Annotated in this window: 36 protein-coding genes; 27 read left to right on the plus strand and 9 right to left on the minus strand. The window is 60.9% G+C overall.

Annotation, left to right across the window (positions count from 1 at the left end):
- Nucleotides 1-2 precede the first annotated feature (2 nt).
- The 27 genes from rpmC (at nt 3) to AC3A4M_RS01360 (ending at nt 17,649) form a co-directional block, all read left to right on the plus strand.
- Entirely contained in the window at nt 3-335 is a 333-nt protein-coding gene (rpmC, locus tag AC3A4M_RS01230) for a 50S ribosomal protein L29 (RefSeq protein WP_498733340.1), read from the plus strand.
- Nucleotides 332-622 (plus strand): 30S ribosomal protein S17, encoded by a 291-nt coding sequence (rpsQ, locus tag AC3A4M_RS01235; protein WP_074701294.1) that lies wholly within the window; start codon nt 332-334, stop codon nt 620-622. Before rpmC ends, rpsQ begins: the two co-directional genes overlap by 4 nt.
- A gap of 395 nt (nt 623-1,017) precedes the next feature.
- Nucleotides 1,018-1,386, plus strand: a complete 369-nt coding sequence (gene rplN, locus AC3A4M_RS01240; protein ID WP_074701295.1) for a 50S ribosomal protein L14 — start codon at nt 1,018-1,020, stop codon at nt 1,384-1,386.
- Between the two features lie 3 nt (nt 1,387-1,389).
- On the plus strand, nt 1,390-1,758 hold the full coding sequence (gene rplX / locus AC3A4M_RS01245) for a 50S ribosomal protein L24 (protein ID WP_074701296.1): 369 nt from the start codon (nt 1,390-1,392) through the stop codon (nt 1,756-1,758).
- Complete coding sequence (gene rplE / locus AC3A4M_RS01250; RefSeq protein ID WP_074701297.1) at nt 1,758-2,327, plus strand: 50S ribosomal protein L5; 570 nt, start codon at nt 1,758-1,760, stop codon at nt 2,325-2,327. The genes rplX and rplE overlap by 1 nt, the downstream gene beginning before the upstream one ends.
- A gap of 82 nt (nt 2,328-2,409) precedes the next feature.
- On the plus strand, nt 2,410-2,808 hold the full coding sequence (gene rpsH, locus AC3A4M_RS01255; RefSeq protein ID WP_074701298.1) for a 30S ribosomal protein S8: 399 nt from the start codon (nt 2,410-2,412) through the stop codon (nt 2,806-2,808).
- Nucleotides 2,809-2,826: 18 nt separating this feature from the next.
- A complete protein-coding gene (rplF, locus tag AC3A4M_RS01260; RefSeq protein ID WP_074701299.1) occupies nt 2,827-3,363 on the plus strand; it encodes a 50S ribosomal protein L6 in 537 nt (178 codons plus the stop codon).
- Between the two features lie 2 nt (nt 3,364-3,365).
- Nucleotides 3,366-3,737, plus strand: coding sequence for a 50S ribosomal protein L18 (gene rplR, locus AC3A4M_RS01265; RefSeq protein WP_074701300.1), 372 nt, complete (start codon nt 3,366-3,368; stop codon nt 3,735-3,737).
- The gene (rpsE, locus tag AC3A4M_RS01270; protein ID WP_498733344.1) at nt 3,734-4,450 is read left to right on the plus strand and encodes a 30S ribosomal protein S5; all 717 of its coding nucleotides are present in this window, start codon (nt 3,734-3,736) and stop codon (nt 4,448-4,450) included. Before rplR ends, rpsE begins: the two co-directional genes overlap by 4 nt.
- The gene (rpmD, locus tag AC3A4M_RS01275) at nt 4,450-4,668 is read left to right on the plus strand and encodes a 50S ribosomal protein L30 (protein WP_139005753.1); all 219 of its coding nucleotides are present in this window, start codon (nt 4,450-4,452) and stop codon (nt 4,666-4,668) included. The genes rpsE and rpmD overlap by 1 nt, the downstream gene beginning before the upstream one ends.
- A 2-nt stretch (nt 4,669-4,670) precedes the next feature.
- Complete coding sequence (gene rplO, locus AC3A4M_RS01280; protein WP_498731109.1) at nt 4,671-5,126, plus strand: 50S ribosomal protein L15; 456 nt, start codon at nt 4,671-4,673, stop codon at nt 5,124-5,126.
- A gap of 198 nt (nt 5,127-5,324) precedes the next feature.
- Nucleotides 5,325-6,638, plus strand: coding sequence for a preprotein translocase subunit SecY (gene secY / locus AC3A4M_RS01285; RefSeq protein WP_498635766.1), 1,314 nt, complete (start codon nt 5,325-5,327; stop codon nt 6,636-6,638).
- Nucleotides 6,635-7,210 (plus strand): adenylate kinase, encoded by a 576-nt coding sequence (locus tag AC3A4M_RS01290; protein ID WP_498731110.1) that lies wholly within the window; start codon nt 6,635-6,637, stop codon nt 7,208-7,210. The genes secY and AC3A4M_RS01290 overlap by 4 nt, the downstream gene beginning before the upstream one ends.
- Before the next feature lie 100 nt (nt 7,211-7,310).
- Nucleotides 7,311-8,138 (plus strand): type I methionyl aminopeptidase, encoded by an 828-nt coding sequence (gene map / locus AC3A4M_RS01295; protein ID WP_498733347.1) that lies wholly within the window; start codon nt 7,311-7,313, stop codon nt 8,136-8,138.
- Nucleotides 8,139-8,477: 339 nt separating this feature from the next.
- The gene (locus AC3A4M_RS01300) at nt 8,478-9,266 is read left to right on the plus strand and encodes a beta/gamma crystallin family protein (RefSeq protein WP_498733349.1); all 789 of its coding nucleotides are present in this window, start codon (nt 8,478-8,480) and stop codon (nt 9,264-9,266) included.
- Complete coding sequence (locus tag AC3A4M_RS01305) at nt 9,267-9,863, plus strand: RNA polymerase sigma factor (protein WP_498733351.1); 597 nt, start codon at nt 9,267-9,269, stop codon at nt 9,861-9,863. It abuts the gene before it with no gap.
- Between the two features lie 2 nt (nt 9,864-9,865).
- Nucleotides 9,866-10,459: a hypothetical protein gene (locus AC3A4M_RS01310; RefSeq protein WP_498733353.1), complete on the plus strand. Its 594-nt coding sequence runs from the start codon at nt 9,866-9,868 to the stop codon at nt 10,457-10,459.
- Nucleotides 10,460-10,466: 7 nt separating this feature from the next.
- Entirely contained in the window at nt 10,467-11,273 is an 807-nt protein-coding gene (locus tag AC3A4M_RS01315; RefSeq protein WP_498733355.1) for a phosphotransferase enzyme family protein, read from the plus strand.
- A gap of 9 nt (nt 11,274-11,282) precedes the next feature.
- Nucleotides 11,283-12,299, plus strand: coding sequence for a P1 family peptidase (locus tag AC3A4M_RS01320; RefSeq protein ID WP_498733357.1), 1,017 nt, complete (start codon nt 11,283-11,285; stop codon nt 12,297-12,299).
- Nucleotides 12,300-12,460: 161 nt separating this feature from the next.
- On the plus strand, nt 12,461-12,682 hold the full coding sequence (gene infA / locus AC3A4M_RS01325; protein ID WP_005267757.1) for a translation initiation factor IF-1: 222 nt from the start codon (nt 12,461-12,463) through the stop codon (nt 12,680-12,682).
- A gap of 72 nt (nt 12,683-12,754) precedes the next feature.
- Nucleotides 12,755-12,868, plus strand: a complete 114-nt coding sequence (rpmJ, locus tag AC3A4M_RS01330) for a 50S ribosomal protein L36 (RefSeq protein WP_005267758.1) — start codon at nt 12,755-12,757, stop codon at nt 12,866-12,868.
- Between the two features lie 152 nt (nt 12,869-13,020).
- Nucleotides 13,021-13,395: a 30S ribosomal protein S13 gene (gene rpsM, locus AC3A4M_RS01335; protein ID WP_074701314.1), complete on the plus strand. Its 375-nt coding sequence runs from the start codon at nt 13,021-13,023 to the stop codon at nt 13,393-13,395.
- A gap of 41 nt (nt 13,396-13,436) precedes the next feature.
- Nucleotides 13,437-13,838 (plus strand): 30S ribosomal protein S11, encoded by a 402-nt coding sequence (rpsK, locus tag AC3A4M_RS01340; protein WP_074701315.1) that lies wholly within the window; start codon nt 13,437-13,439, stop codon nt 13,836-13,838.
- A 152-nt stretch (nt 13,839-13,990) separates the two neighbouring features.
- The gene (locus tag AC3A4M_RS01345) at nt 13,991-15,001 is read left to right on the plus strand and encodes a DNA-directed RNA polymerase subunit alpha (RefSeq protein WP_074701316.1); all 1,011 of its coding nucleotides are present in this window, start codon (nt 13,991-13,993) and stop codon (nt 14,999-15,001) included.
- 68 nt (nt 15,002-15,069) lie between these two features.
- Entirely contained in the window at nt 15,070-15,636 is a 567-nt protein-coding gene (gene rplQ / locus AC3A4M_RS01350) for a 50S ribosomal protein L17 (RefSeq protein WP_498733361.1), read from the plus strand.
- 34 nt (nt 15,637-15,670) lie between these two features.
- Nucleotides 15,671-16,597: a tRNA pseudouridine synthase A gene (locus tag AC3A4M_RS01355; protein ID WP_498733363.1), complete on the plus strand. Its 927-nt coding sequence runs from the start codon at nt 15,671-15,673 to the stop codon at nt 16,595-16,597.
- A 194-nt stretch (nt 16,598-16,791) separates the two neighbouring features.
- Complete coding sequence (locus tag AC3A4M_RS01360) at nt 16,792-17,649, plus strand: Rieske (2Fe-2S) protein (protein WP_498733365.1); 858 nt, start codon at nt 16,792-16,794, stop codon at nt 17,647-17,649.
- Here the strand turns inward: AC3A4M_RS01360 and AC3A4M_RS01365 are convergent.
- The 9 genes from AC3A4M_RS01365 to AC3A4M_RS01405 all read right to left on the minus strand — a co-directional run bounded on the left by AC3A4M_RS01365 (nt 17,635) and on the right by AC3A4M_RS01405 (nt 25,210).
- Nucleotides 17,635-18,270 carry a prepilin peptidase gene (locus AC3A4M_RS01365; RefSeq protein ID WP_498733367.1) on the minus strand — a complete coding sequence of 212 codons (636 nt, stop codon included), beginning with the start codon at nt 18,268-18,270 and terminating at the stop codon, nt 17,635-17,637. The genes AC3A4M_RS01360 and AC3A4M_RS01365 overlap by 15 nt on opposite strands.
- A gap of 22 nt (nt 18,271-18,292) precedes the next feature.
- Complete coding sequence (locus AC3A4M_RS01370) at nt 18,293-19,177, minus strand: type II secretion system F family protein (protein ID WP_498733369.1); 885 nt, start codon at nt 19,175-19,177, stop codon at nt 18,293-18,295.
- 13 nt (nt 19,178-19,190) lie between these two features.
- Entirely contained in the window at nt 19,191-20,126 is a 936-nt protein-coding gene (locus AC3A4M_RS01375) for a type II secretion system F family protein (RefSeq protein ID WP_498733371.1), read from the minus strand.
- 2 nt (nt 20,127-20,128) lie between these two features.
- Nucleotides 20,129-21,442, minus strand: coding sequence for a TadA family conjugal transfer-associated ATPase (locus AC3A4M_RS01380; RefSeq protein WP_498734074.1), 1,314 nt, complete (start codon nt 21,440-21,442; stop codon nt 20,129-20,131).
- Between the two features lie 131 nt (nt 21,443-21,573).
- Nucleotides 21,574-22,770, minus strand: a complete 1,197-nt coding sequence (locus AC3A4M_RS01385) for a CpaE/TadZ family protein (RefSeq protein ID WP_498733373.1) — start codon at nt 22,768-22,770, stop codon at nt 21,574-21,576.
- A complete protein-coding gene (gene cpaB, locus AC3A4M_RS01390; protein WP_498733375.1) occupies nt 22,767-23,507 on the minus strand; it encodes a Flp pilus assembly protein CpaB in 741 nt (246 codons plus the stop codon). Before cpaB ends, AC3A4M_RS01385 begins: the two co-directional genes overlap by 4 nt.
- 12 nt (nt 23,508-23,519) lie before the next feature.
- Entirely contained in the window at nt 23,520-24,500 is a 981-nt protein-coding gene (locus AC3A4M_RS01395) for a TadE/TadG family type IV pilus assembly protein (protein WP_498733377.1), read from the minus strand.
- The gene (locus AC3A4M_RS01400) at nt 24,488-24,868 is read right to left on the minus strand and encodes a TadE family protein (RefSeq protein ID WP_498733379.1); all 381 of its coding nucleotides are present in this window, start codon (nt 24,866-24,868) and stop codon (nt 24,488-24,490) included. The genes AC3A4M_RS01395 and AC3A4M_RS01400 overlap by 13 nt, the downstream gene beginning before the upstream one ends.
- Nucleotides 24,869-24,970: 102 nt before the next feature.
- Entirely contained in the window at nt 24,971-25,210 is a 240-nt protein-coding gene (locus tag AC3A4M_RS01405; RefSeq protein WP_498733381.1) for a Flp family type IVb pilin, read from the minus strand.
- Nucleotides 25,211-25,262: the final 52 nt, after the last annotated feature.

A 25,262-nucleotide genomic window follows, 5' to 3' on the forward strand; every position in this document is an offset into this window, starting at 1 on the left:
AAATGGCAATTGGTTCAAAAGAATTGGCAACTGACCAGCTCGAGACTTTCGATAAGGACCGTCTCGTAGAAGAGCTGCGCAAGGCCAAGGAGGAACTGTTCAACCTCCGTTTCCAGTCCGCCACCGGTCAGCTGGAGAACCACGGCCGCCTCAAGGCAGTCAAGCGCGACATCGCCCGCATCTACACGGTGCTGCGTGAGCGCGAGCTGGGCATCCGCCCCGAGGTCGTAGCTCCCGTTGAGGAAGCTAAGACCGAGAAGAAGGCAAAGAAGTCCACGAAGGCTGAGTCTGCAGAAGAAGCAGAGACTCCGGCCGCCGAGGATGATGCCAAATGAGTGAGAAGGAAGCATCTGTGACTGAAGCAGCACAGGCTCGTGGCAACCGGAAGACCGCCCGCGGCTACGTTGTCTCGGACAAGATGGATAAGACCATCGTCGTCGAGATCGAAGACCGCAAGAAGCACGCCCTTTACGGGAAGGTTCTTCGTCGGAATTCCAAGATCAAGGCCCATGACGAGCAGAACACCGCCGGCATCGGCGACCTGGTCGTCGTCGCCGAGACTCGCCCGCTGTCCGCTACCAAGCGGTGGCGTCTGGTCGAGATCGTCGAAAAGGCCAAGTAGACCCTAGGGTTTACGGTTGGGCCCGTCCGTTTCGGCGGGCGGGCCCAACCCCTTAGATTTCCCGCCCATAGCTGGTTTCCGGCAGTTGCCGCAAACCGGTCGGGACTGGGTTTGAAGGGGAGCGATCCTCTTGAAAAATACGAGCCCCTGGCCGCTTAGTTCTCGGGAAAATCCGGTGAATTTCGCGTCTGGGGTGTCTTAGTAATAAACTAGTAATCTTGCCTGTGCCGTTTGGAAAGACTATCCACCTTTCCGTATGGACAGAATAGGCAAATTCCCACTTCCGCCTTCGGTCCGCGCTTGAGCGCGGGCAGGGGGAGCTCGGGGTGGGGGTATCCCATATCCGTTCCGCAAGGCTCACATGATGAGAACCAGCGCGACGACAGGAGTAATAAGTGATTCAGCAGGAGTCGCGGCTTAAGGTCGCCGACAACACGGGTGCCAAGGAAATCTTGACCATCCGCGTTCTCGGTGGATCTGGACGTCGCTACGCAGGCATTGGCGACGTCATCGTTGCCACCGTCAAGGATGCAATTCCCGGCGGCAACGTCAAGAAGGGTGACATCGTCAAAGCTGTCATCGTTCGTACCAAGAAGGAACGCCGCCGTGTGGACGGTTCCTACATCAAGTTCGATGAAAACGCTGCAGTGATCCTGAAGAACGACGGTGACCCCCGCGGTACCCGTATCTTCGGCCCGGTTGGCCGTGAGCTTCGCGATAAGAAGTTCATGAAGATCATCTCGCTTGCTCCGGAGGTGCTGTAGTTCATGGCTGCAAAGTTCAAGATCAAGAAGGGTGACCTGGTTCAGGTCATCACCGGTGCCAAGCAGGAACGCGGCGGCGACCGTGGCAAGCAGGGCAAGGTCCTCAAGGTTTTCCCGGAGACCAACCGCGTATTGGTTGAAGGCGTCAACACCGTCACCAAGCACACCAAGGTCGGTCAGTCGCAGCGCGGCACGAAGACCGGTGGCATCGAGACCGTAGAGGCCCCGCTGCACATCTCCAACGTTGCCGTTGTTGACCCCGAGACCAAAAAGCCGACCCGTGTTGGCTACCGCACCGAGACCGTCGAGCGTGATGGCCGTGAGCGCACTGTGCGTATCCGCGTTGCCAAGAGCTCCGGGAAGGATCTCTAATGACTGAGACCGTCACCAAGATCGTCCCCCGTCTGAAGACCCGTTACGCAGAAGAGATCAAGCAGACTCTGCGCGACGAGTTCAATTACGTCAACGTCAACCAGGTTCCCCGCCTTGTCAAGGTTGTTGTGAACATGGGTGTTGGAGATGCCGCCAAGGACTCCAAGCTCATCGACGGTGCTGTGCGCGATCTGACCCAGATCACCGGTCAGAAGCCCCAGGTCACCAAGGCCCGCAAGTCCATCGCACAGTTCAAGCTGCGCGAAGGCATGCCGATCGGCGCGCACGCAACACTGCGTGGCGACCGCATGTGGGAATTCGTTGACCGCCTGGTCAGCCTGGCTCTGCCCCGTATCCGCGACTTCCGCGGCCTCAACGGCAAGCAGTTCGACGGCAATGGTAACTACACCTTCGGTCTGACCGAACAGGCGATGTTCCACGAGATCGATCAGGACAAGATCGATCGCGTCCGCGGTATGGATATCACTGTAGTGACTACCGCAAAGACCGACGACGAGGGTCGTGCGCTGCTCAAGGCGCTTGGCTTCCCGTTCAAGACCGAAGATTAATTCAACTACGTAAAAGGTCCCGTTCCGCTGGTTGAGCCTGCCGGAACAAGGAAACCGTTACGAGGAAGGGCAAGAGCCCACAATGACTATGACAGATCCTGTCGCAGACATGCTGACTCGTCTGCGCAATGCAAACTCGGCTTACCACGAATCCGTGTCCATGCCGTACAGCAAACTCAAGGCACGCGTTGCCGACATCCTGAAGGAGCAAGGCTACATCGCCGGCTGGAAGGAAGAGGAAGCTGAGGTTGGCAAGAAGCTGACCATCGAACTGAAGTTCGGCCCGAGCCGCGAGCGTTCTATCGCCGGTATCCGCCGCATTTCCAAGCCCGGTCTCCGTGTTTACGCGAAGTCCACCAACCTGCCGCACGTGCTGGGTGGCCTGGGTATCGCAATCCTGTCCACCTCTTCCGGGCTGATGACTGATCGTCAGGCCGGCAAGAAGGGCGTGGGCGGCGAAGTCCTCGCTTACGTCTGGTAACGGAAAGGAAGAGATAAAATGTCACGTATTGGACGTCTCCCCATCACCGTTCCCGCCGGCGTAGAGGTTAAGGTCGACGGCAACGTTGTCTCCGTCAAGGGCACCAAGGGAGAACTGACCCACGCGGTTGCTTCCCCGATTCAGGTGGCCCTGGACGAGAGCACGCTGACCGTGTCCCGCCCGAACGACGAGCGCGAATCCCGGTCCCTCCACGGCCTGACCCGCACCCTGATCAACAACATGATCATCGGTGTGACCGAAGGCTACAAGAAGAACCTCGAGATCGTTGGAACCGGTTACCGCGTACAGGCCAAGGGCTCGGACCTCGAGTTCGCCTTGGGCTACAGCCACCCGGTTGCCATCAAGGCCCCCGACGGCATCACCTTTGCAGTAGAGGGTCCGACCAAGCTCTCTGTATCGGGAATCAACAAGCAGCAGGTCGGCGAGGTTGCTGCCAACATCCGCAAGCTGCGGAAGCCGGACCCCTACAAGGGCAAGGGCATCCGTTACGTAGGCGAGCAGATCCGCCGCAAGGTCGGAAAGGCTGGTAAGTAACCATGGCTCTCGGAATTAAGGGTAAGAGCAAGTCCGCTGCACGCGGCCGCCGCCACCTGCGCGTCCGTAAGCGCATCACCGGCAGCGCGGTCCGTCCGCGTCTGGTAGTCAACCGCTCCGCACGCCACGTATTCGTTCAGGTTGTCGATGACAGCAAGGGCATCACCGTGGCTTCGGCTTCCACCATGGAAGCCGATCTGCGCGGATTCGAAGGTGACAAGACCGCAAAGTCCAAGCGCGTTGGCGAGCTCGTAGCCGAGCGCGCCAAGGCTGCCGGCATCGAGGCCGTTGTCTTCGACCGTGGTGGTAACAAGTACCACGGCCGTGTCGCAGCTGTTGCCGAAGGCGCACGTGAAGGTGGGCTGGCACTGTGACCGCAGAGAATAACGAAAAGGATACTCAGGTGACTGAATCAACTGAGACCACCGCAACCGCGGGTACCGCCGATAAAGCTGCTTCTTCCCAGGATGACCGCCGCGGCGGCCGTCGTGGAGAGCGTGGCGACCGCGGTGGCCGTGGCGAGCGTGGTGGCCGTGGTGGCCGCGACAACGCACGCGATGCCGAGAAGGACAAGTACCTCGAGCGCGTCGTTACTATCAACCGTGTTTCCAAGGTCGTCAAGGGCGGTCGTCGCTTCAGCTTCACCGCTCTGGTAGTTGTCGGCGACGGCAACGGCCTGGTCGGCGTTGGTTACGGCAAGGCGAAGGAAGTTCCCGCAGCTATCGCCAAGGGTGTTGAAGAAGCCAAGAAGTCCTTCTTCCGCGTCCCGATCATCGGCGGCACGGTGCCTCACCGTGTCCAGGGTGAGGCCGCTGCAGGCGTCGTCATGCTCCGTCCGGCCGCTGCCGGTACCGGTGTTATCGCCGGTGGCCCGGTCCGCGCCGTACTTGAGTGCGCCGGTGTCCACGATGTGCTCTCGAAGTCGCTCGGCTCTGCCAACGCGATCAACATTGTGCACGCAACGGTGGACGCACTGCGCCGTCTCGAAGAGCCTCAGGCAGTAGCAGCCCGTCGTGGCCTGCCGCTGGATGAGGTTGTTCCTCCGATCCTGCTCCGCGCAATGCAGCAGCAGAAGGCAGGTGCGTAATGATCCAGACGACTCGTAACAACTTGGTTGCGTCTGATGCACAGTTGGAAATCACCCAGATTAAGTCCGTCATTGGCGGCAAGCAGAATCAGCGCGACACGCTGCGTTCATTGGGCCTGAAGCGTATCGGACACACCGTTGTCCGTAACGCGGACGCCGTGACCGTGGGCATGCTCAACACTGTTTCTCACCTGGTAAAGGTTGAGGAGGCGAAGTAGAGATGGCAGAAGAGAACAACACTCTGAAGGTCCACCACCTGCGTCCTGCCCCCGGCGCCAAGACCGCCAAGACCCGTGTTGGTCGTGGTGAAGGCTCCAAGGGTAAGACTGCAGGCCGTGGTACCAAGGGTACAAAGGCGCGCTACCAGGTCAAGGCAGGATTTGCGGGCGGCCAGTTGCCCCTGCACATGCGCCTGCCGAAGCTGCGTGGCTTCAAGAACCCGAACAAGGTGGAATTCCAGGTTGTGAACCTGGATAAGCTCAACGAGCTGTTCCCCGAGGGTGGCGAGGTCACCGTGGATAACCTGGTCGAAAAGGGCGCGGTTCGCAAGAACCAGCTCGTCAAGGTTCTGGGCACCGGCGACATCACCGTCAAGGTTGATGTGAAGGCTCACGCCTTCTCCGCCAGTGCTGCTGAGAAGATTGCCGCCGCCGGCGGTTCCATCACGGAGCTGTAGCCAAACGGCTTCGGTAGTGATCTCTCACAACCAATGACTAAACTCTTGGTGGTCGGTGTATTCCGGCCACCAAGAGTTTCATTGGGTTAAAGGCAGTTTACTTTTTGTCCGCGAGTTATTCCGGACGCGGCCGAGCAGATAGACTCGGTTCTTGTGCATCGCCGCTCGGCGGCATCAAAAGACTTTTCAGGAGGACGCTTGCTCAGCGCAATTGGCCGGGTTTTCCGGACGCCGGACCTGCGGCGCAAGTTGTTGTTCACCCTCGGCATCATCACCATCTACCGCCTGGGTGCCTTCATCCCTGCCCCCGGGGTTGATTACGGAAACGTGCAGCAATGCTTGGCGCTCGGCAACACCAGCGGCGGGCTGTACCAGTTCGTCAACCTCTTCAGCGGCGGCGCCCTGCTGCAGGTGTCCATCTTCGCCCTCGGCATCATGCCGTACATTACGGCGAGCATCATCGTGCAGTTGCTGCGGGTGGTCATTCCCCGCTTCCAGGAGCTGCATCAGGAAGGTGCGCAGGGCCAGTCGAAGCTGACCCAGTACACCCGCTACCTGACCATTGCCCTCGGCCTGCTGAACGGCACCACGCTCGTCTCGCTGGCCCGCTCCGGTGCCCTGCTGGGCGACTGCCCGGTGCCGATCATCCCGGACGACAGCCTGATCGTGATCGTGCTGCTCATCCTGACCCTGACGGCCGGTACAGGCCTGATCATGTGGATGGGTGAACTGGTCACGGAAAAGGGCGTCGGCAACGGCATGTCCCTGCTGATCTTCGTTTCCATCGCCGCGGGCTTCCCGAGCTCGCTGGGTGAAATCCTGCGCGCTCAGGGCGTCAACATCTTCATCGGCGTGATCATCATCGGCCTCTTCACCGTGGCCGCGGTCATCTTCGTGGAGCAATCCCAGCGCCGCATCCCGGTCCAGTACGCCAAGCGTATGATCGGCCGCCGCACCCTCGGCGGCACCAGCACCTACATTCCGATCAAGGTGAACATGGCCGGTGTTATCCCGGTGATCTTCGCTTCGTCGATGCTCTACCTTCCCTCGCTGGTAGCCCAGTTCAACACTCCGACGGACGGCACCACTCCGCCGCCGGAATGGGTCAACTGGATCAACACATTCCTGGTCAGCGGCGACCACCCGGTCTACATGGCCGTGTACTTCGGCCTGATCGTCTTCTTCACCTACTTCTATGTGGCCATCACCTTCAACCCCGAAGAGGTGGCGGACAACATGAAGAAGTACGGCGGTTTCATCCCGGGGATCCGGGCCGGCCGCCCCACCGAGGAATACCTCTCCTACGTGCTGTCCCGGATTACCCTTCCGGGCGCGCTCTACCTCGGCGTGATTTCTCTGATTCCGCTGATCGCCCTGGTGCTGATCAATGCGAACCAGAACTTCCCGTTTGGCGGCGTCTCGATCCTCATCATGGTTGGTGTTGGTCTGGAAACCGTGAAACAGATTAATGCCCAGCTACAGCAACGTCACTATGAAGGACTACTGCGATGACAAAGATGCTCATTATTGGCCCGCCCGGATCCGGCAAAGGAACCCAGGCTTCACGTATCTCCGAACGGCTGGGCATCGTCGCCATATCCACCGGTGATATCTTCCGCGCCAACGTCAAGGAAGAGACCCCGCTGGGCCTCGAGGCGAAGAAGTACATCGACAACGGGGACTTCGTACCGGACAGCGTCACCAACAACATGGTGCGCGACCGCCTTTCCAAGGACGACGTCGAACCGGGTTTCCTGCTCGATGGCTACCCGCGCACCACAGCACAGGTGGATGAGCTGGACAGCATCCTGGCCGAGAGCGAGGATCAGCTGGACGTAGTCCTGCAGCTGACCGCCGACGACGAGGAACTGGTCAAGCGCCTGCTGGGCCGCGCGAAGCAGGAAGGCCGCGCCGATGACAACGAAACCGTCATCCGGCACCGCCTGGACCTGTACCACGAGCAGACCGAGGCAGTCGTCTCCCGCTACCAGGAACGCGGCATCGTGACCAAGGTGGACGGGCTGGGCGCCATCGACGACGTCACCAACCGCATCATGGATGCGCTCAAGAGCGTCACCGCTTAGCAACAGGAGCTGCCGCTCCAACCTAAGCCCAGGCCCTGATCCTTCGGAATCGTTGGACAGGGCCTGTGGCATTTCGCAGAACAGAAGGAACACAGAAACCATGGCATTCGGCCAGCCCAGCATCGAGTACAAGACCAAGGACCAGATCCGCAAAATGCGCAAAGCGGGTCTGGTGGTCAGTCGCGCCCTCGACGCTGCGGTGACCGCCGCCGTCGTCGGTGCCACCACCAGCGACGTGGACGCTGCCTTCGAAGCCGTGCTCAACGAGGCGGGCGCCAAGAGCAACTTCAAGGGCTACCACGGCTTCCCGGCCACCGTCTGCGTTTCGGTGAACGAGGAAGTTGTCCATGGCATCCCCGGCCCCAAGGTGCTCCAGGACGGGGACATCCTCTCCATCGACGGCGGCTGCAGCATCGACGGCTGGCACGGCGACTCCGCGCGGGGCGTCATTGTGGGCACGGCCGATCCCGAAGACCAGCGGCTCTCCGACGTGACCGAGGAAGCCATGTGGCGGGGGATCGCTGCGCTGGCCAACGGCTCGCGCGTCGGCGACATCGGCAACGCCATCGATGACTATGTCAGCAGCGTTGAGGGCAAGCCGCTGGGCATCCTCGAGGACTACGTGGGCCACGGCATCGGCACCGCCATGCATCAGGCGCCGGACGTGCTGAACTACCGCACCAGCCACCGCGGCCCGAAGATCCGTCCGGGCCTGTGCCTGGCCATCGAGCCCATGCTGGTCCGCGGAGACATCGAGACCAAAACGCTGGACGATGACTGGACCGTCGTCACCACCGACGCCTCGCGCTCGTGCCAGTGGGAACACACGGTTGCCGTGCACGACAAGGGCATCTGGGTTCTCACCGCCGAAGATGGCGGCGTTGCCAAGCTGGCGCCGCTGGGCGTCACACCGGTTCCGCTGGACTGACCGGCCCTTAATTTCAAGCGAACGACGGCGGCTCTTGGCTTGGCCTTTGACGTTGCGTTCCGCGGGTCTCGCCCGGGATGAAAAAACCTTCATTCCAGGCGAGACCTTTTGCGTCCCCGGCACATTTACTAAGTAGATGGCCCGCAAGGGACCTGATTCCGGCTGAGGAACGAACGGCTTCGGCCCGTCAGGATGCATTGCATGGAGAGAGGGTCATCGAGGGTATGGCCGCGGGGCGGTGGGAGCGAACGGCTCACCGCTCCGTAGGCCGGACCACACCTTTCCTTCCAATCCACAGGGCTTTAGGAGCCCGGGAAGGGGCTCTTATATGGTGGAAACATGGGCCGCAAAGTACTGAAACAGCGCAAGCATGCCGTCTTCGCGGCAGTGATCACGGCAGGACTGATCGGAATAGGCGCCGTTCCAGCGGTCGCCGCCGTCAGCCCAGCTCCCTCCGGAACCTCGGAGACAACCTCGACTAATGCGTTCACCGGCGCGGAACATTGCTGGTTCAACGCCGTTACTACTGCGTCCGAATGCTATGGAACTGAAGCCGCCTTGGATGCGGCACTGGAGCAGCTGGGTGTGGACCAGCTGGCGGGGACGGTTGAGCAGACCGTAACCGACCAGTTGGCTGAACCCGCCGCAACCACCCAGACGATTGAACCCGCCGCAACAACCCAGACGGCTGAGCCGGCCGTGGCCACGCAGCGAACCGCCGAACCGGCTATGGCAACGCCGGCAACAGCAGAGCCCGCGATGGCAACGCCGGCAACAGCGGAGCCCGCGATAGCCGCCCAGCCAACAGCAGAGCCGGCGCCCGTGACCGAGGAGGCGCCGCCGTCGTCGTTGGTTACAGCGGGCATTGTGTACGCGAACGCGGGGTACTCCGGGGCCTCGTACCGGATCCTGAACTACGGGGGCTGCTCCGCGGGCGGCTCGGCCTTCATCAACCTGGCCGACGTCGGCTGGAATGACCGGGTCACGTCCTTCCGCGGCTACAACGGCTGCAACGTGCGGCTGCACGAGGACCGCGACGGCGAAGGGGCTATCTATGGTGACTACGAGTTCTCGAGCTGGATCGGTGCTTTCAATGACCGGGCTTCATCAGCCAGTTTCTTCGGCTAGATGGCGGCCGATGACGAGCCGGCGGCCAAGGGGCCGCCGGATGAGTCCGCGCTGCTCCGGCGCTGCGGACGCAGGGACGAAGACGCGTTCGGCGTGCTCTACGAGCGCCACGCCGACGGTGTGCTGCGGTACTTGGGCAGGATCACCGGCGATGTCGGGGCAGCGGAGGAGCTTGCCCAGGAAACCTTCTTCCTCATGTGGGAGAAGGCGAAGCGGATCAAGTGCGTCAATGGCTCCGTGTTCCCGTGGCTTTACACCACAGCCAAATACCTGGCGGCGAACCACCTGCGCAAGAAGGGCAACCAGCACATGCTGGACATCGACCGGATGGACGTCGGGCGGGTCCTCGCCGAGGTTTCGACCGAAGAGAAGGTCATCGCGCAGGACACCCTCAACCGGGTCCACCGCGCGGTGTCGGCCATGCCCGAAGCAGACCAGCGGATCTTCCTGGTCCACTTTGTCGGCGGCCGCCCGCACGGCGACATTGCCAAGGAACTCGGCCTGACCAAGGCCGCCGTGAAAAACCGGGTGCTGCGCCTGCGCAACCGGCTGAAGAACCAGTTTTCGGACGTGCTCACAGCGGAAGAAGGTGAATAGGAATGGACGAACTCCAGCTCAGTAAAGCGCGCGTGCGCTCGGCGTTGAATGCGCGGATTACGCAGGACATCTCCCGCCACAAACGACGACGGCGGGTCGTCACCGCTGCGGTCGCCGTGCCGGTGCTGGCCGGTTCCGCCACCGCGGGCTTTGCCATTCTGAACCTCACCGACGACCAGAAGCGCTTCACCGCGATCTGCTACATGGGCTCCACGCCCGACGCCCCGCAGCAGGAGGCGGGCTTTGCCAGCGGCGGCGAGATCGTCGGCACCAATCCGGACGGCAGCGTCATGGTGGATCTGTCCGGCGTGCCGCAGCGGATCGACCCGCAGGAACTCTGCGGCGCACTCTGGCGGGAGGCGCCGCTGGAAGCCGGGCAGTCTTCGCCGGAGGAAGCGGCGCCGGGGGAGGCCCTGCCCCAGGAGGGACAGGACCAGCAGGCCCCGGGAAACGAACCTCCGGCCATGGTGACCTGCATCCGGGATGACTGGCGCTACGCCGTCTTCGCCACGCCGGACGGGCTGCCCGTGAATGTTGAGCAGTTCTGCGAAGCCGTCGACATGAAGCCCGGGACCATCGACGTCACCAAGCTCTGAGGATCCAATGAACGACGACGGCGGGCAGCAGCTGGGCGAGGGCGGCTGGACCGAGGTGGTCAGAATCGGGGACACGGTCCGCCGTCCGGTCCGCCCGTTCACCGCCACCGTCCAGCAGTACCTGGCGCACCTGCACGCCCAAGGCTTCGAGGCCGCGCCGGTCCCGCTCGGCTACGACGACACCGGACGGGAAGTCCTCTCCTACGTCCCGGGCGACATTCCGGTGGAGCCGCTGCCCGCAGAGGCAACAGGCCCGGAGGTACTGACCGCGCTGGCCCGGCTCATCCGCCGGTTGCATGACGCCGCGCAGGGATGGGCGCCGCCGGAAGGTGCGGTGTTCGGCAGCCTTCCCGGTATCCGTCCGCCAGATGTCAAGCCCCTGTTCGCCACACCCGAACTGGTATCCCACCAGGACTACTGCCCGGGCAATGTCGTCTTCCGCAACGGCGTGCCGGCGGCCCTGATCGACTTCGACCTGGCCAGGCCAACCACCCGCGTCGCCGACATCGTCAACGCGCTCTACTGGTGGGCGCCGCTCCTGCACCCGGCAGACCGGGCTCCGGCCTTGGTGGAAGCTGACATTCCGGCACGGGTGCGGCTGTTCTCCGATGCTTACGGCATGAACGCCGAGCAAAGGAGCACGCTGGTTGATGTCGCCATCCAACGCGGCCGCAACGCCTCGCTCACCGCCAAAGCTGCCGCCGACGCCGACCCGGTCTTCCGGCGCTGGTGGAACGAGGGCGTAAAGGACCGGATGCCCAGGGCCGAAGCCTGGCTCGGCGACAACGCCGATTTGATCAGGGCAGCCCTCTAGAGTGAAGGCATGACTTCCTCCATCACCGATGTTCCCGGAATAAAGGTCGGCCAGGTCCAGCGGATCGGCGACGGTTGGCTGTCCGGTGTGACGGTGGTGCTGCCGCCGCCGGGAACTATCGGTTCCGTGCATGTAGGCGGGGGAGGCCCGGCCACCCATGAAACCGATGCGCTCGACCCGACCACCCTGGTCCCCACGGTGGACGCGGTGGTCCTCACCGGCGGCAGCGCGTTCGGGTTGATCACCGCCCACGGCGCGCAGCGCTGGCTCGAGGAGCAGGACAGGGGTTTCCGGACAGACGCCGGGGTGGTGCCGATCGTGCCCGCGGCAGCGATCTTCGACCTCGGCCGCGGCGGCGATGCCAAGGCCCGCCCCACCGAGCAGATGGGGTACGACGCCGCCGCTGCAGCAGGTGCCTCTCTAGACTTTGCGCCGGTGCAGCGGGGCAACGCCGGTGCCGGCACCGGAGCCGCGCTGGACTATCAGCGTTATAAAGGGGGAGTGGGCAGTGCTTCGCTGCGGATGAGCGGAGGCAACTCGGAAGTGGTCATCGGTGCGATCGCGGTGGTCAACGCGGCCGGCGCGCCCGTTGGGCTCGGCACCGAACAGGTTTCGCGCGCTGCCCCCGCGCTGCCGCCGCTGCCCGGCCAGACACAGCGATCGACCGATACGCAGGCTCCCGGTCAGGCTCCGCCACCCACGCCGGCCCCGCTGAACACTACGCTTTGCGTCGTCGCCACCAACGCCGTGCTGGATCCCGCGCAGGTCAAACGCACCGCCTCGGCCTCCCATGCGGGGCTGGCCCGCGCGTTAAATCCGTCCCACACGCTGGGCGACGGGGACGTGGTCTTCGGCCTGGCCACTGGCGAGAAGCAGCTGGTGCAAGAGGGCCCGGTCACCCCTGTCCTGGAACTGCAGATTTTGGCGGCGGAAGCCGTCCGCCTTGCCATCCTTGACGCGGTGGCGAGTGCCGAGACTGTGGAGACTCCCGCCGTCGTACTTGCAAAGCACCCCGATTTAACTTAAAGCGGCGCGCGGAGTACAGTTATCTGTTGGTTGTCTCTACTTTCGTGCCCGTTCCCGGGCCGGGGGCCGCTCAACGAGCGCATTCCACCGGAAGTCTAGTGGCAAGCAACACCCAAAAACTAGCCCCACGCAAGTGGTGGTTACTGACGTTAGCGGAGGATATGGCTAAGAAAGACGGTGTCATAGAGATTGAAGGCACTGTGCAGGAAGCTCTGCCCAACGCGATGTTCCGCGTTGAGCTGACTAACGGACACGTTGTGCTTGCTCACATCTCGGGAAAGATGCGTCAGCACTACATCAGGATCCTCCCAGAGGATCGTGTTGTAGTGGAACTCAGCCCGTACGACCTCTCGCGGGGCCGTATCGTCTACCGCTACAAGTAAAGACTTAGCTCCGCGGGCCACCGCGGTAATAGGTAGTTACGCAAGCGACAACTGCAAACGCAAAGGATAACCATGAAGGTCCAGCCGAGCGTCAAGCGGATCTGTGATAAGTGCCAGGTGATTCGTCGCAAGGGCAACGTCATTGTGATCTGCGAGAACCCGCGCCACAAGCAGCGCCAGGGCTAAGCTTCCTGCTTCGAAGCAGGAACTACCCACGCGTAGTAATTCAATAGGCAGTGCAGCAGGATTTCCTGCACACCCCCGGGCTCGGAGGCCGGGGACCTGGTAACAGGGATGCATTGCTTCAGACCTCCGGATACAACAAGGAGAACCGCCATATGGCTCGTCTCGCTGGCGTAGATATTCCCCGCGAAAAGCGGGTAATCATCGCCCTGACTTACATCTACGGCGTGGGTAAGACCCGTGCAGAGCAGATCGTCGCGGAGACCGGCATCAGCCCGGACACCCGCGTCAAGGACCTCACCGATGCAGAGCTCGTGCAGCTGCGTGATTACATCGAGGGCAACTACAAGGTGGAAGGTGACCTCCGCCGTGAGGTTGCCGCAGACATCCGCCGCAAGGTTGAGATCGGTAGCTACGAAGGTATTCGCCACCGTCGTGGCCTGCCCGTTCGCGGTCAGCGCACCAAGACCAACGCTCGCACCCGTAAGGGCCCGAAGCGCACCGTCGCCGGTAAGAAGAAGACCCGCTAAACAGCCGGTCTAGCTACCAACCAACTTTGTAGGAGAAATATATGCCCCCCAAGACTCGTGGAGCGGTACGTAAGCCGCGTCGCAAGGACAAAAAGAATATCGCGCTCGGACAGGCGCACATCAAGAGCACCTTCAACAACACCATCGTGTCCATCACGGACCCGAACGGTGCTGTCATCTCGTGGGCTTCGGCCGGCGAGGTTGGCTTCAAGGGTTCGCGTAAGTCCACCCCGTTCGCAGCGCAGATGGCTGCTGAGTCCGCTGCAAAGCGTGCCCAGGAGCATGGCCTGAAGAAGGTTGACGTTTTCGTGAAGGGTCCGGGTTCCGGACGCGAGACTGCAATCCGTTCGCTGCAGGCCGCTGGCCTCGAGGTTGGCTCCATCTCGGATGTCACCCCCAGCGCCCACAACGGTTGCCGTCCCCCGAAGCGCCGCCGCGTCTAACCAGCCGCCTTTGGTTCCTTCGGCCGCCGTCGGTCCCCATGTAAATGGGAATTACGACGGCGGCTGAAGGTTCCGCTCCCGGCTGTCTAGCCGTTCTTTTCCACCAATTCGTGCTGCGTCATATAGCGGACGCTCGCTGAAAGGAAATCTAAGTGCTCATTGCACAGCGCCCCACCCTTACCGAAGAAGTAGTGGCCGACAACCGCTCACGGTTCGTTATCGAACCGCTTGAGCCGGGCTTTGGCTACACCCTGGGAAACTCTCTTCGCCGCACCCTGCTGTCCTCGATCCCCGGTGCTGCTGTAACCAGCATCCGGATCGACGGTGTGCTGCATGAGTTCACCACCGTTCAGGGTGTGAAGGAAGATGTCACCGAGATCATCCTGAACATCAAGAACCTGGCTGTCTCCTCCGAGCATGACGAACCCGTGGTCGCCTACCTGCGCAAGCAGGGACCCGGTGTTGTCACCGCTGCGGATATTGCACCGCCGGCCGGCGTGGAATTCCACAACCCGGATCTGCACATCGCCACGCTGAACGAGAAGGGCAAGTTCGAGCTCGAACTGACCATCGAACGCGGCCGTGGCTACGTTTCGGCGAGCCAGAACAAGTCCGGCGACTCGGAGATCGGCCGCATCCCGGTTGACTCCATCTACTCGCCGGTCCTGAAGGTTACCTTCAAGGTTGAGGCAACCCGTGTTGAGCAGCGCACCGACTTCGACCGCCTGATCGTCGACGTCGAAACCAAGGATTCCATTGCACCGCGCGACGCCGTCGCCTCTGCCGGAACCACCCTGGTTGAGCTGTTCGGCCTGGCACGCGAGCTGAACACCCAGGCTGAAGGTATCGAAATCGGCCCGAGCCCCACAGATGCCGCGCTGGCAGCTGACATGGCTCTGCCGATCGAGGACCTTGAGCTGACCGTGCGGTCCTACAACTGCCTCAAGCGTGAGGGCATCCACACCGTGGGTGAGCTCGTTGCCCGCTCCGAGGCTGACCTCATGGACATCCGCAACTTCGGTGCGAAGTCCATCGATGAGGTCAAGGCAAAGCTTGTTGAGCTTGGTCTGTCCCTGAAGGATTCCCCTCCAGGATTCGACCTTGCCGCACGTGCCGCAGCCATCGAAGAGGACGAAGAAGCCTTCGGCGAGGACGAACTCTAAATCGCAAGAATTCTGCCGTCATGGTGCTCTGTAGCGCCAAGAGCGGCACCATTTGAGGAGAAAACATAATGCCTACCCCCCCTAAGGGTCCGCGCCTCGGAGGCGGTCCGGCGCACGAGCGACTGATGCTCGCCAACCTGGCCGCTGCTCTGTTCGAGCACAAGCGCATCACCACCACCGTTACCAAGGCAAAGCGTCTGCGTCCTTACGCCGAGCGCCTGGTCACCTTCGCCAAGCGCGGAGACCTGGCCTCGCGCCGTCGCGTGCTGTCCCTGATCAGCAACAAGGGCATCGTCCACGAGCTGTTCACCGACATCGCTACCGCCGTCGAGAACCGTGATGGTGGCTACACCCGCATCACCAAGATCGGCAACCGCAAGGGCGACAACGCTCCCATGGCTGTCATCGAACTGGTCCTGGATCCGGTTTCCCCGAAGCAGGCCGTTGTGGCCGAAGCTGAGAAGGCTGCCGCCAAGTCCGCTCCCGCTCCGGTTGAGGAAGAGGCCGTTTCGGCTGAATCCGCTTCGTCTGCATCCGCAGAATCCGCTGAGTCCGCTGACTCACCGGCTTCCGCTCCCTCGGCTCCTTCCGCCGAAGAAGCTGCTGAGGCTCCGGAAGCTGACGAGAAGAAGTAATTCTTCCCGTCTGAATCCGGCTAGCATTTAGAGCATGCATTCCCAGAAGCCCGCTGTCCCACAACCGGACAGCGGGCTTCTGCGTGTCCGGATGAATTTAGCGTACGACGGCGGTCCGTTCAGTGGGTGGGCGATCCAACCGGGATTGCTGACCGTCCAGGGGGTGCTGGAAGAAGCGCTGGCCACGCTGCTGCGCCGGCCCATCCGGCTGACCGTGGCGGGCCGCACCGACGCCGGTGTCCACGCCCGCGGCCAGGTGGTGCACTTCGACCTGGAACCGGGGGAGTGGGAATCGCTGGCCCGCGGCAGGATGATCGATCCTTCCGCCTCCCTGCTGCGCCGGTTACGCGGCGTCATTACCAAGGTGCTCGGCGGTCGGGTCGGCGCACCCGTGCCCTACCGCGATCTCGCCGGCGCCATCGAAGTCCACACCGCCGAGCTCGCCCCGATCGGGTTCGACGCCCGTTTCTCCGCCCTCTGGCGCCGCTACAGCTACCGCATTGCTGACCGCGCCGAGTCATGGGATCCGTTGACGCGCAACATCACCCTCTGGCACAAGCACGCCCTTGACGTTGACGCCCTGAACTCCGCAGCGGATCGTATCCTCGGCGTGAACGACTTCCTGTCCTTCTGCAAGCCGCGCCAGTTCTCCACCACCATCCGCGAACTCCAGGACTTCAGCTTCACCCGCAATAACGACGGCGTCGTGGTCGCCACTGTGCGCGCCGACGCCTTCTGCCACAACATGGTCCGGGCCCTGATCGGCGCTTCGCTGACAGTCGGGGCGGGGGAGGAGCACCCGGACTGGCTGCATGAACGGCTGGTCGCCAAGGTGCGGGACTCCAAGACGATACTCGCCCCGCCGCATCCGCTGGTCCTCGAAGAAGTGAAATACCCGGACAACTCCGCACTGTTCGGCCGCGCCGAGCAGACGCGGGCCCTGCGCACCGCTGAGGACTGAGCTCCCAGCCCTGCCAGGACCGCGCCAACCTTTCATGAGTCTTCCCTTCCCCGAAGCTCCGCCGACCTGCCAAACGTTTGCTATCCCTTGCAAGCCCTCGACCGCGATGGCAGACTCTGGTGAACCGGGGATGATGCCTGTCGTGGCGGCGTCGTTCCAACCCGCGCACCAGGTAACGGCACCAGGAGACTGCAATGAAGATACTGCATCAGGTAGTGGACAGCGTGGAACGCCTCGAATTCCTTGACAAGATTGCCGAACCGTATGCTGCCGTCGTTCACCGGGTATTGAAGCCGCAAATCCTGCGCAATGTGCTCAGCGGCACCTACGTGGGGCACGCGTTGCATCCGCTGCTAACCGACCTGCCCATCGGCGCGTGGAGTATGGCCACCCTCCTCGATGGCGTCGGCGGCGAGTCTTCCGAACCGGCAGCTGATCTGTTGGTTATGGCTGGGATTATCACAGCGGTTCCGACTGCTGCATCTGGTTCTAACGACTGGTCCGATACTCAGGGCAGGGAGCGCCGGATCGGACTGGTGCACGCACTGTCGAACTCGACGGCGGTGAGCCTTTATACGGCATCACTTATCGCCCGCAAGAAGGGCAATCGCCGAGCAGGCAAGGTTCTCGGACTGGCCGGCTTCGGCGTCCTGATGGCAGGCGGCTATCTTGGCGGCCATCTGGCCTACTCCAAGGGAGTTAACGTCAACCGCACCGCCTGGCGCGAAGGACCAACCGAATGGCAAGCCGTGCTTGCGGAGGCTGAGCTGGGTGAGGGCAGTCTGCGAAAGGTGGATCTGGACGGGGTGTCCGTGGTGCTCTACCGCGACGGCGGGCAGATCCAGGCGTTGGACAGCGTGTGCAGCCACATGGGCGGGCCGCTGGAAGAAGGAACTGTCAGCGACGGCTGCGTCACCTGTCCCTGGCACGGCAGCACCTTCCGCCTGTCTGACGGCGGCATTGTCCGCGGCCCCGCGAGCAATCCGCAGCCCGTCTACGAAGCGCGCGCCACTGACGGTGGGATCGAAGTCCGTCGTTCACCCGACCCCTAAAACCAGCGGTACCAGCAGCGTAGCCGCAATCATCGAAGGGCCGAAGGGAATCTCGGACTTCCTGTTTAGGACACGTCCCAGCATGAGGACCACTATGGCCAGTGCGTTCAGGACGAAAGCTCCAACCAGTACCAGTAGCCAAGCGTTCAGCCCAAGGTAACCCGCATAAAGCCCGACAACGGCGGCGAGCTTCACGTCGCCCATGCCTATGCCACCCGGTCTGATCAGCGCCATGGTCAGGTAGACGGCAAACATGCCGGCCCCGCCAACTACGCCGCCAATCAGGTCCAGCCATGCGCCGCTGACCAAGCTGGCGAGTCCGAGCAAGCCGAACGCGCCGAGTAGGAATGGCAACACCAGCCGGTTCGGCAGCAGCTTGTGCCGAGCATCGATCACACCGAGCAGCACTCCCATCACCGCAAGGTACAATAACGCAGGCAGGACGGAATCGGCGCCGAAAATCCGTGCCAGCAGCCCGCACAGTAACCCAGCCAGTACTGCTAGCGGCAGACGCCAGTCATCTGGCAGTGAGGTGCGCCCCTCGCGCTGTGCCAGAGGGAACACCAGCCAGCTAGCCGCGAGTCCAGCGGCGGCGCAGGAGGCAAGAAGGAGGAGATTCACCATTCGAGCCTAATTCGAGTGGTCATTGGCCGCTGAATGTGGCAATAGCATTGATCACAGCAGGACCGAGGATCGCGATGAATAGCACCGGGAAGATGAAGAACAACAGCGGGAAAAGCACCTTCACTGGCAACTTCATGGCCTTTTCCTCTGCGCGTTGCCGCCGCTTAACCCGCATCACCTTCGCCTGTGTCCGCAACACCCCGCTGAGCGCAATTCCATAAGCGTCGGCCTGCACAATGGCTTTCACGAAGCTCCTCAGTTCCGGCACATTTGTCCGGTCAGCAAGAGCCAAATACGCTTCCCGCCTACTACGGCCCACCTGCATGTCTTGCAGGGTCCGCACCAACTCCTCCGCCAACGGCCCCTTGCCGTTCGCACCGGCCCGCGCCATCGCCGCTTCAAACCCCAGTCCCGCTTCGACGGAGATCAGCATCTGGTCAAGCGTGTTCGCCAACTCCAACTGCATCGCCTGCTGACGTTCCTGCCCCTTGCTGTAGAGGAGCAGGTCAGGGATGAAATAACTGAGGACCGTAAGGAACACGCTGAGCAGGACCATGGTCGATGTCGGATTGGAGCGGACGATTACGATCGCGACAAGTACTGCAGCGAGTCCAAGCCCGGGCTTCGCCGCCAGCAATCTGGGCAGCGGCATCGTCGCAGGCCGGCCCGCTAAGGCCAGCAGGCGGTCGAGCTTCTTGGCGTAAACGGAAGGTGTGAGCTTTTGGCCCACCTGATATAGCGCACTAAAATCCCGGCGGTGCTCGGTGTCTGACTCCTCGAATCCACGCAACAGATTGGCCCGGACGGCCTTCAAACCCTTCCTGTCATGCGCAAGAAGAACCCAAGCTATGAAACCTGTCGAGCCGCAGACCAATAACGCGCCGCCAAGTACGAGGAAGTTCATGCTGCCGCCACCATCAGAACTTGAGGTCGATGATCTTGCGGAGCCATAGGCCGCCAATGACCATCAGGACCAAGGACACCCCGATCATGAGCCAACCCAATGGTTCGGTGAAGAGTACGCTGATGTATTCCGGATTGACGACGCTGAGCATGAGCACTATGCCGATCGGCAGCGCCATGAGGATGTAAGCGGAAAACTTTCCCTCCGCGGCGAGAGCTTTTATCTGTCCCTTGATCTCGGTCCGCTCTCTAATCGTCCCGCTGACTTGATCGAGGACCTCTGCCAAGTCACCGCCGACCTCGCGGTTGATCTGGATGGCTTGGGAGATCCACATGAAGTCTTCACTTGCCATGCGCGTCGACGTATCATTCAGCGACTGGAGCAGGTCCTTGCCCAGGCTGGTCTCGGTTATGATCCGGCGCATTTCCTCAGCGGTCGGACTATCGGCTTCCGTTGCTGCTGCATCGATCGCCCGGAGAATACTGTGACCGGCACGAAGGCCGCCAGTGAGCAGTTGGAGTGTGTCGCCCAACTGCGCGTCGAACTTCGTCCGCCGTTGGCTGATCATCCGGGCGAGTACGAGTTGGCCAATGAACGGTGTCAGCAGCGCAAAGAGCAGGCCGAGACCAAATCCGCCGAGAAGCAACCCGAGGACACCTGCGACAACGGCACCTGACACGACCAGAATGATGACGTCAGCCTGACTAAGTTTTAGACCAGCCAGCTCCAAGAGTTCCCTACGATAAATGCGGATTGGACGACGTGCCAGTTGTGCTTCCACAATTCGGACCGCGGATCCAGCAAAGCGTGTCAGTTGCGACGTCGATTCTTCTTCGAACGGACGGCGCCGCTCTCTCGGGATGCTTGCGCTATCGGGCTGAACTGCAAAGAACGCTAACAGGACAGCGCTGAGCAGGAGCAGAATTCCGAGAAATAAGAATGAGGACATTATTAGTGCCCACCGGAGATGCTCAGGGGTCGTCCGAAGACTGCGGGGGAGACAGTGATGCCCATGTCCTCAAAGCGTTCGATGAAGCGGGGTCGGATGCCGGTGGGGATGGGTTTGCCGAGGAAGCGGCCGGAGGGGTCGACGCCGGCCGAATAGTCGAAGACGAAGGCGTCCTGGAGGGTGACGACGTCGCCTTCCATGCCTTGGACTTCGGTGACATGGGTAATCCGGCGGCTGCCGTCGCGGAGGCGGGCGATTTGGATGATGAGGTTCACGGCGGAGGCGATCTGTTCGCGGATGGCGCGCAGGGGTAGGTCCATACCGGCCATTAGGACCAGGGTTTCGAGGCGGGCGACGGCGTCGCGAGGTGAGTTGGAGTGAACGGTGGAGAGTGAGCCGTCATGGCCGGTGTTCATGGCTTGGAGCATGTCGAGGGATTCGCCGCCTCGGACCTCGCCGACGACGATGCGGTCGGGGCGCATTCGCAGGGAATTGCGCAGCAGTTCGCGGATGGTGACGGCGCCTTTGCCTTCGGTGTTCGGCGGGCGGCTTTCGAGCCGGACGACGTGTTGCTGCTGGATTTGGAGTTCAACGGCGTCTTCGATGGTGACGATGCGGTCGGTTTCGGGCAGGAAGGAGGAGAGCACGTTGAGCAGGGTGGTCTTGCCGGTGCCGGTGCCGCCAGAAACGATGATGTTCAGTTTGGCTTTGACGCAGGCGTCGAGTAGTTCGGCCATCTCGGGGGTCATTGTGCCGAAGTCGATGAGGTTCTGAACGGTCAGGGGGACTTTGCTGAATTTACGGATCGTCAATGAGGAGCCGTTGACGGCCAGCGGGGGGATGATCGCGTTGACGCGGGAACCGTCTTCGAGCCGGGCGTCAACCAAGGGGGAGGACTCATCGATCCGGCGCCCCACCTTCGACACGATGCGCTCGATCACACGCCGAAGGTGCTCCTCGGAGCTGAAACGCGAATCCGTAAGCACTACGCGCCCTTGCCGTTCCACATAGATCTGATCCATGCGGTTGACCATGATCTCGGTGACCGTGGAATCGTCGAGGAAACGTTGTAGAGGGCCGTAACCCATAACATCGTCCGCTACATCACGGATCAACCGGCGCCGCTCTTCGGCCGAGAGCGGTACCTGTTCGTCATCGATTATCAGACCAAGTTCATCGCGGGCAGCAGCGCGCAGATCCTCTTCGCTCTGAGTTGAGTCGTTGAAGCGCGCGCCCATCCGGTCGAACAGAGCGGTCGCAGCGCGTTGTTTAAGGCTGGCCAGGGCGTCAACGGGTAAGGCCGTCGTTTCCTGGATTGGCTTGGCCGTCGGACGTAGAGGGAGGGGCTGCGCAAGTGTTGTTTCTTCGGCCAAAGCGGCTGGAAGATGCGCAGTCGGTAATTCTGGTGCCTGTGGCAGCGAACGGGCGTTCAGACGTTCGGAAAGTTTCACTGGACAACTGCCCTTCGATGAAGCTTACGTCGCTTGCCCCGTAGTTCGGGATCAAATCGATCTACGAGTGCCCTTAAGCCCTTTGTAGCAGGGTCTCGAACGTCCTCTTGGAGCACTGGAACTCCTCTATTCGTCGCGTAGGAGAGCGCTTTTGACCGAGGGAGTGCAATATCGATCGGTGCTCCCAAACTCGCTTCAATGTCCTGAACACTTAAACCCGACTTCGTGTCGGCGAAATTGAGTACAACATGCCGCGTTTCCGGGATGAGATCCAACCGTCGGAGGACGTCCATACCGGTGCGCAAGCTTCTGACGCTGGAAACGTCCATGCCGGAGACCCAGATTGCGTCAGTACATTGTTCCAAGGCAGCAAGGCTGTGTTCAGTCAATCCGGGGCCAGTATCCACGACTACATATTTGAACTGTGACGTCAGTTGCTGCAGCAAATGGGTCACTTGATCCGCGGTGATGAGATCCGCGGCCACCGGATCTGGGGGAGAGCATACTGCATAGACGTTTGCCGTATGCAAAGTCAGGAATGCTTTGAGGACCATTGAATCCTGACTGGCCGAGTTTGAGACGGCATCCGTCATCGTATGCTCAGGACTTAGGTAAAGATTTGACGCGACATCACCAAATTGCAGGTCCAGATCCACAATGACCACGTTCATTGGAGCGATTTTGCCCAGACCAACGGCCACGTTTGTAGCGATTGTCGTTTTGCCCACCCCGCCCTTAGGGGAAAAGACGCCGATCACCATTCCGTGCTCGGGCGGGGCGATGGCCCCGGACTGATCACTTCGGAAGCGACTCGCAAATACTTGGCACGCGCGTTCCAGCAAGATTCGAATAGACGGGATGTCCGCCAGGGGGCTTACTACATCTCGGACGCCTGCGCGCATTGCCTGGAGAATGAGCTCTGGGGTGGATTCCGCCACCAGCACGACGCTCAGCGTGGGAAACTGGACGTCAAGTACAGTGGCGAGCCGCATGGCGTCATCAGAAGGTAGGCCCGGACCGAGGAGCAGTACCTCCGGTTTGTTATCCAGCACCAGCGATAAGATCGCCTGAGGCTGCATGGCTAGAATTTCGGGTCCGACTGTTGTAACCTCGCCTGGAAGCCCGCCCGCGAGCGCCAAAAGCAGTTTCTGCTCGAAGGCCGAGTCCTCCCCAATGAGAATGAAGCGGCTCATCGGTAGACCTCTGTCTTTTGCACAACTTCGGGTTTGCTTTCCTTTGCATCCACCGACTCTTTGCTCAACCACATCGTGGCAAATTCGGCCGCGAAGACGATTTTTTGTGCATCTAGGTCGCCGACAGCGACAGTCATCAGGAGCGACCCTTGAGGCAGGGCCTGGGCGGCCTGTTCTGGATCCTCGACCACAGGTTCCGGCGCGCGCTGGACGCTCGTGACCAAAGCTTTGTGGACGACCAATTGGGTTGTTTGTTTTGTCAAATCGTCCTCTAGTGCGCCCTCAGCCATGGAAATGAACACACCCACATGGTCTCCAGCCCTAATCCTTCCTCCAACTACTCGCTGCGGCTCAAGTTGAAACGACACCTCCTGCAATCCCTTTGGGACGGCAACAGAACCGCCGGCCTGGACATGTTCGGGCAGTACTAAGCGCTCGGACAATAACTGCTCTCCAGGTACAAGGTCGACTGCGACGACTTTCCCTTCCGTGCCAGCTAGGTCTTGTAGCGCGGTCGACGCCACCGCATTACGAGGGAGGGACTTTTCCGTGACAAACTCTCCGAGAGACTCAGCGGCCGTTCCAGCTGGAACTGCTGTTGCAACAACTAGAACATCCTCTGGCGTCATATTAGCCATCGCCCTAGCATCAGCCCTCCCTGCGTATGCAAAGATCAGGACACCGCCTATCAGTGCCAAAATGACAGCTGCAAGTCCAGCGATTGGACGAGACTTCACGTTGATATCTTTCTATAGGATGAGACGTACACCTGACACTCCATAACTGTGCTCATTGGTGACTTCGACCGCCTCGCTAATAGAAACGTACTCTTCGAAGTACCCTTTGATGCACTTGTTATTACAATGGAGACCGTCAGTATTCGACCACCAGGTTTGTGCAGGAAATTTGTATCCGGTGACTTTAAAGGCTGCAAATCCCTTGATGTAGTACATTCCGTTGCTGCCTGTGCCCGTTGCTTTGTCGAATATGGGCAATAGCGCCCTCTCGCCGCGCAACAGTTCTAGATCTGAAGAACTGCATGCGCTGGGAATACTTGCTCCCGTCTTGCTATCAAACCAAACCCCTGAATCGTCCGCTTCACCAGCGGCAAGAGTGATACTGCATTCAGTTGTGAAGCCGCTCTTTTCGATCCAGCTGAAGCCCCCTGGTATCTCGCCGCAACCGCCGGTATCCAAGTCAAGGAGCTGGATGGAGCCATAACCATTAGCTGGATCCAGATTGAACTTGCATTCAGCGATGGCCAGAGGGAGAAGGACTTTGGCTTTGGAAGGCGATCCCCATACAGCGGTAGACGATGCACGGACATTAAGTCCGTCGATCCCGAGTATTCCTGCCAAACCTAACGAAAGCGTGTTCGGGTCGCCACCATTCTCCTGAGCGCCTGTAGTCACTTCTACTGTTCCGGCGGTCGAATCGAGATCTAGGGGCGTAGTTACGTGTGAAATGCCATCTGTGGCATTGGCACTTGCATATTCGGTGGCCAAAGAAGAGTTGTTGGAACACAAAGGATCAGAATGGTCATCGGCGCATACCTGCGCTATGGCTATCGCGGCTGCATCTGCTCCGTTTTGAAGCTGAGACTTTTCGGAGTAAACCCGGCCGAGGTCCCAAACTATTGCTGCAAATCCTAGAAAGATGGTGAGAAGTAAAGCAATGAGGACAGCTGTAGCACCCTGCTCATGATCACGATGCTCCCCTAACCCCCGCATCTCATGACTCCTGTGGCCCTTAAATTCAAGGGAGCAAGAAATCCCGTGATGGACTTTAGGTCGTATTCGATGTTTACGACAGCTTGATATTCGGGCGGACAGATCGAAGACCGCGGCGAAGCAGCGTCATTGGGATCCTGAGAAAAAGCGTCAATGCCAATCGACGTCGGCGCAGGATGTATCGAACCCGCAGCATCGAGAGTTGCAGCCTCAGCCTTTGCTGCATCTGCACTCAGTGCCATGACTCGAACTCCTTCGCGAGCGGATTGAGTAAGGGTCAGTTGAGTATTCCATGCACGGCCAAATTCAACTATTCCCAAAATAACCAATAAGAGAACCGGCAACAGGAGGGCAAATTCTACGGCCACGGCTCCACGTTCGGATGATTTCCTCAACCTTTTCCCTCCCCACCGTTCTTTCCGGCTGTGGGTGGCGGCGTACTAAGACGCCAACCACCCACACATGGACGGCTATGCGGCTTTGCAGGTTCCGGCCGTAGTAGCCGCCGTATCAAGCACTTTGCCGTCGAGCGCGCACTTGGCTTCGTAAAACAAGGTGCTCAACTGACCACTCATGGCAGTCACTGCAACAATGATGACGACAGCGATGAGGGCGACCATGATTCCGTATTCAACGGCCGTTGCTCCCTTTTCTTCTCGGGAAAGGCGGGTGGTAATGGAATTGCGGGCGTTCAAGTAGAGACCGAGCATGAGATTCAACTCCTGAAAAGCAGATGACCATAAAGGCCATTGGGTGGATATA

The sequence above is a fragment of the Arthrobacter sp. Soil_C_60 genome (assembly GCF_057656375.1).

Bases quoted from the DNA above. Each gene is read 5' to 3' on its own strand.
- rpmC (WP_498733340.1), top strand. From the start codon at position 3: ATGGCAATTGGTTCAAAAGAATTGGCAACTGACCAGCTCGAGACTTTC.
- rpsQ (WP_074701294.1), top strand. From the start codon at position 332: ATGAGTGAGAAGGAAGCATCTGTGACTGAAGCAGCACAGGCTCGTGGC.
- rplX (WP_074701296.1), top strand. From the start codon at position 1,390: ATGGCTGCAAAGTTCAAGATCAAGAAGGGTGACCTGGTTCAGGTCATC.
- rplE (WP_074701297.1), top strand. From the start codon at position 1,758: ATGACTGAGACCGTCACCAAGATCGTCCCCCGTCTGAAGACCCGTTAC.
- rpsH (WP_074701298.1), top strand. From the start codon at position 2,410: ATGACTATGACAGATCCTGTCGCAGACATGCTGACTCGTCTGCGCAAT.
- rplF (WP_074701299.1), top strand. From the start codon at position 2,827: ATGTCACGTATTGGACGTCTCCCCATCACCGTTCCCGCCGGCGTAGAG.
- rplR (WP_074701300.1), top strand. From the start codon at position 3,366: ATGGCTCTCGGAATTAAGGGTAAGAGCAAGTCCGCTGCACGCGGCCGC.
- rpmD (WP_139005753.1), top strand. From the start codon at position 4,450: ATGATCCAGACGACTCGTAACAACTTGGTTGCGTCTGATGCACAGTTG.
- rplO (WP_498731109.1), top strand. From the start codon at position 4,671: ATGGCAGAAGAGAACAACACTCTGAAGGTCCACCACCTGCGTCCTGCC.
- AC3A4M_RS01290 (WP_498731110.1), top strand. From the start codon at position 6,635: ATGACAAAGATGCTCATTATTGGCCCGCCCGGATCCGGCAAAGGAACC.
- map (WP_498733347.1), top strand. From the start codon at position 7,311: ATGGCATTCGGCCAGCCCAGCATCGAGTACAAGACCAAGGACCAGATC.
- AC3A4M_RS01300 (WP_498733349.1), top strand. From the start codon at position 8,478: ATGGGCCGCAAAGTACTGAAACAGCGCAAGCATGCCGTCTTCGCGGCA.
- AC3A4M_RS01305 (WP_498733351.1), top strand. From the start codon at position 9,267: ATGGCGGCCGATGACGAGCCGGCGGCCAAGGGGCCGCCGGATGAGTCC.
- AC3A4M_RS01310 (WP_498733353.1), top strand. From the start codon at position 9,866: ATGGACGAACTCCAGCTCAGTAAAGCGCGCGTGCGCTCGGCGTTGAAT.
- AC3A4M_RS01315 (WP_498733355.1), top strand. From the start codon at position 10,467: ATGAACGACGACGGCGGGCAGCAGCTGGGCGAGGGCGGCTGGACCGAG.
- AC3A4M_RS01320 (WP_498733357.1), top strand. From the start codon at position 11,283: ATGACTTCCTCCATCACCGATGTTCCCGGAATAAAGGTCGGCCAGGTC.
- infA (WP_005267757.1), top strand. From the start codon at position 12,461: ATGGCTAAGAAAGACGGTGTCATAGAGATTGAAGGCACTGTGCAGGAA.
- rpmJ (WP_005267758.1), top strand. From the start codon at position 12,755: ATGAAGGTCCAGCCGAGCGTCAAGCGGATCTGTGATAAGTGCCAGGTG.
- rpsM (WP_074701314.1), top strand. From the start codon at position 13,021: ATGGCTCGTCTCGCTGGCGTAGATATTCCCCGCGAAAAGCGGGTAATC.
- rpsK (WP_074701315.1), top strand. From the start codon at position 13,437: ATGCCCCCCAAGACTCGTGGAGCGGTACGTAAGCCGCGTCGCAAGGAC.
- rplQ (WP_498733361.1), top strand. From the start codon at position 15,070: ATGCCTACCCCCCCTAAGGGTCCGCGCCTCGGAGGCGGTCCGGCGCAC.
- AC3A4M_RS01355 (WP_498733363.1), top strand. From the start codon at position 15,671: ATGCATTCCCAGAAGCCCGCTGTCCCACAACCGGACAGCGGGCTTCTG.
- AC3A4M_RS01360 (WP_498733365.1), top strand. From the start codon at position 16,792: ATGAAGATACTGCATCAGGTAGTGGACAGCGTGGAACGCCTCGAATTC.
- AC3A4M_RS01370 (WP_498733369.1), bottom strand. From the start codon at position 19,177: ATGAACTTCCTCGTACTTGGCGGCGCGTTATTGGTCTGCGGCTCGACA.
- AC3A4M_RS01375 (WP_498733371.1), bottom strand. From the start codon at position 20,126: ATGTCCTCATTCTTATTTCTCGGAATTCTGCTCCTGCTCAGCGCTGTC.
- AC3A4M_RS01385 (WP_498733373.1), bottom strand. From the start codon at position 22,770: ATGAGCCGCTTCATTCTCATTGGGGAGGACTCGGCCTTCGAGCAGAAA.
- AC3A4M_RS01395 (WP_498733377.1), bottom strand. From the start codon at position 24,500: ATGCGGGGGTTAGGGGAGCATCGTGATCATGAGCAGGGTGCTACAGCT.
- AC3A4M_RS01405 (WP_498733381.1), bottom strand. From the start codon at position 25,210: ATGCTCGGTCTCTACTTGAACGCCCGCAATTCCATTACCACCCGCCTT.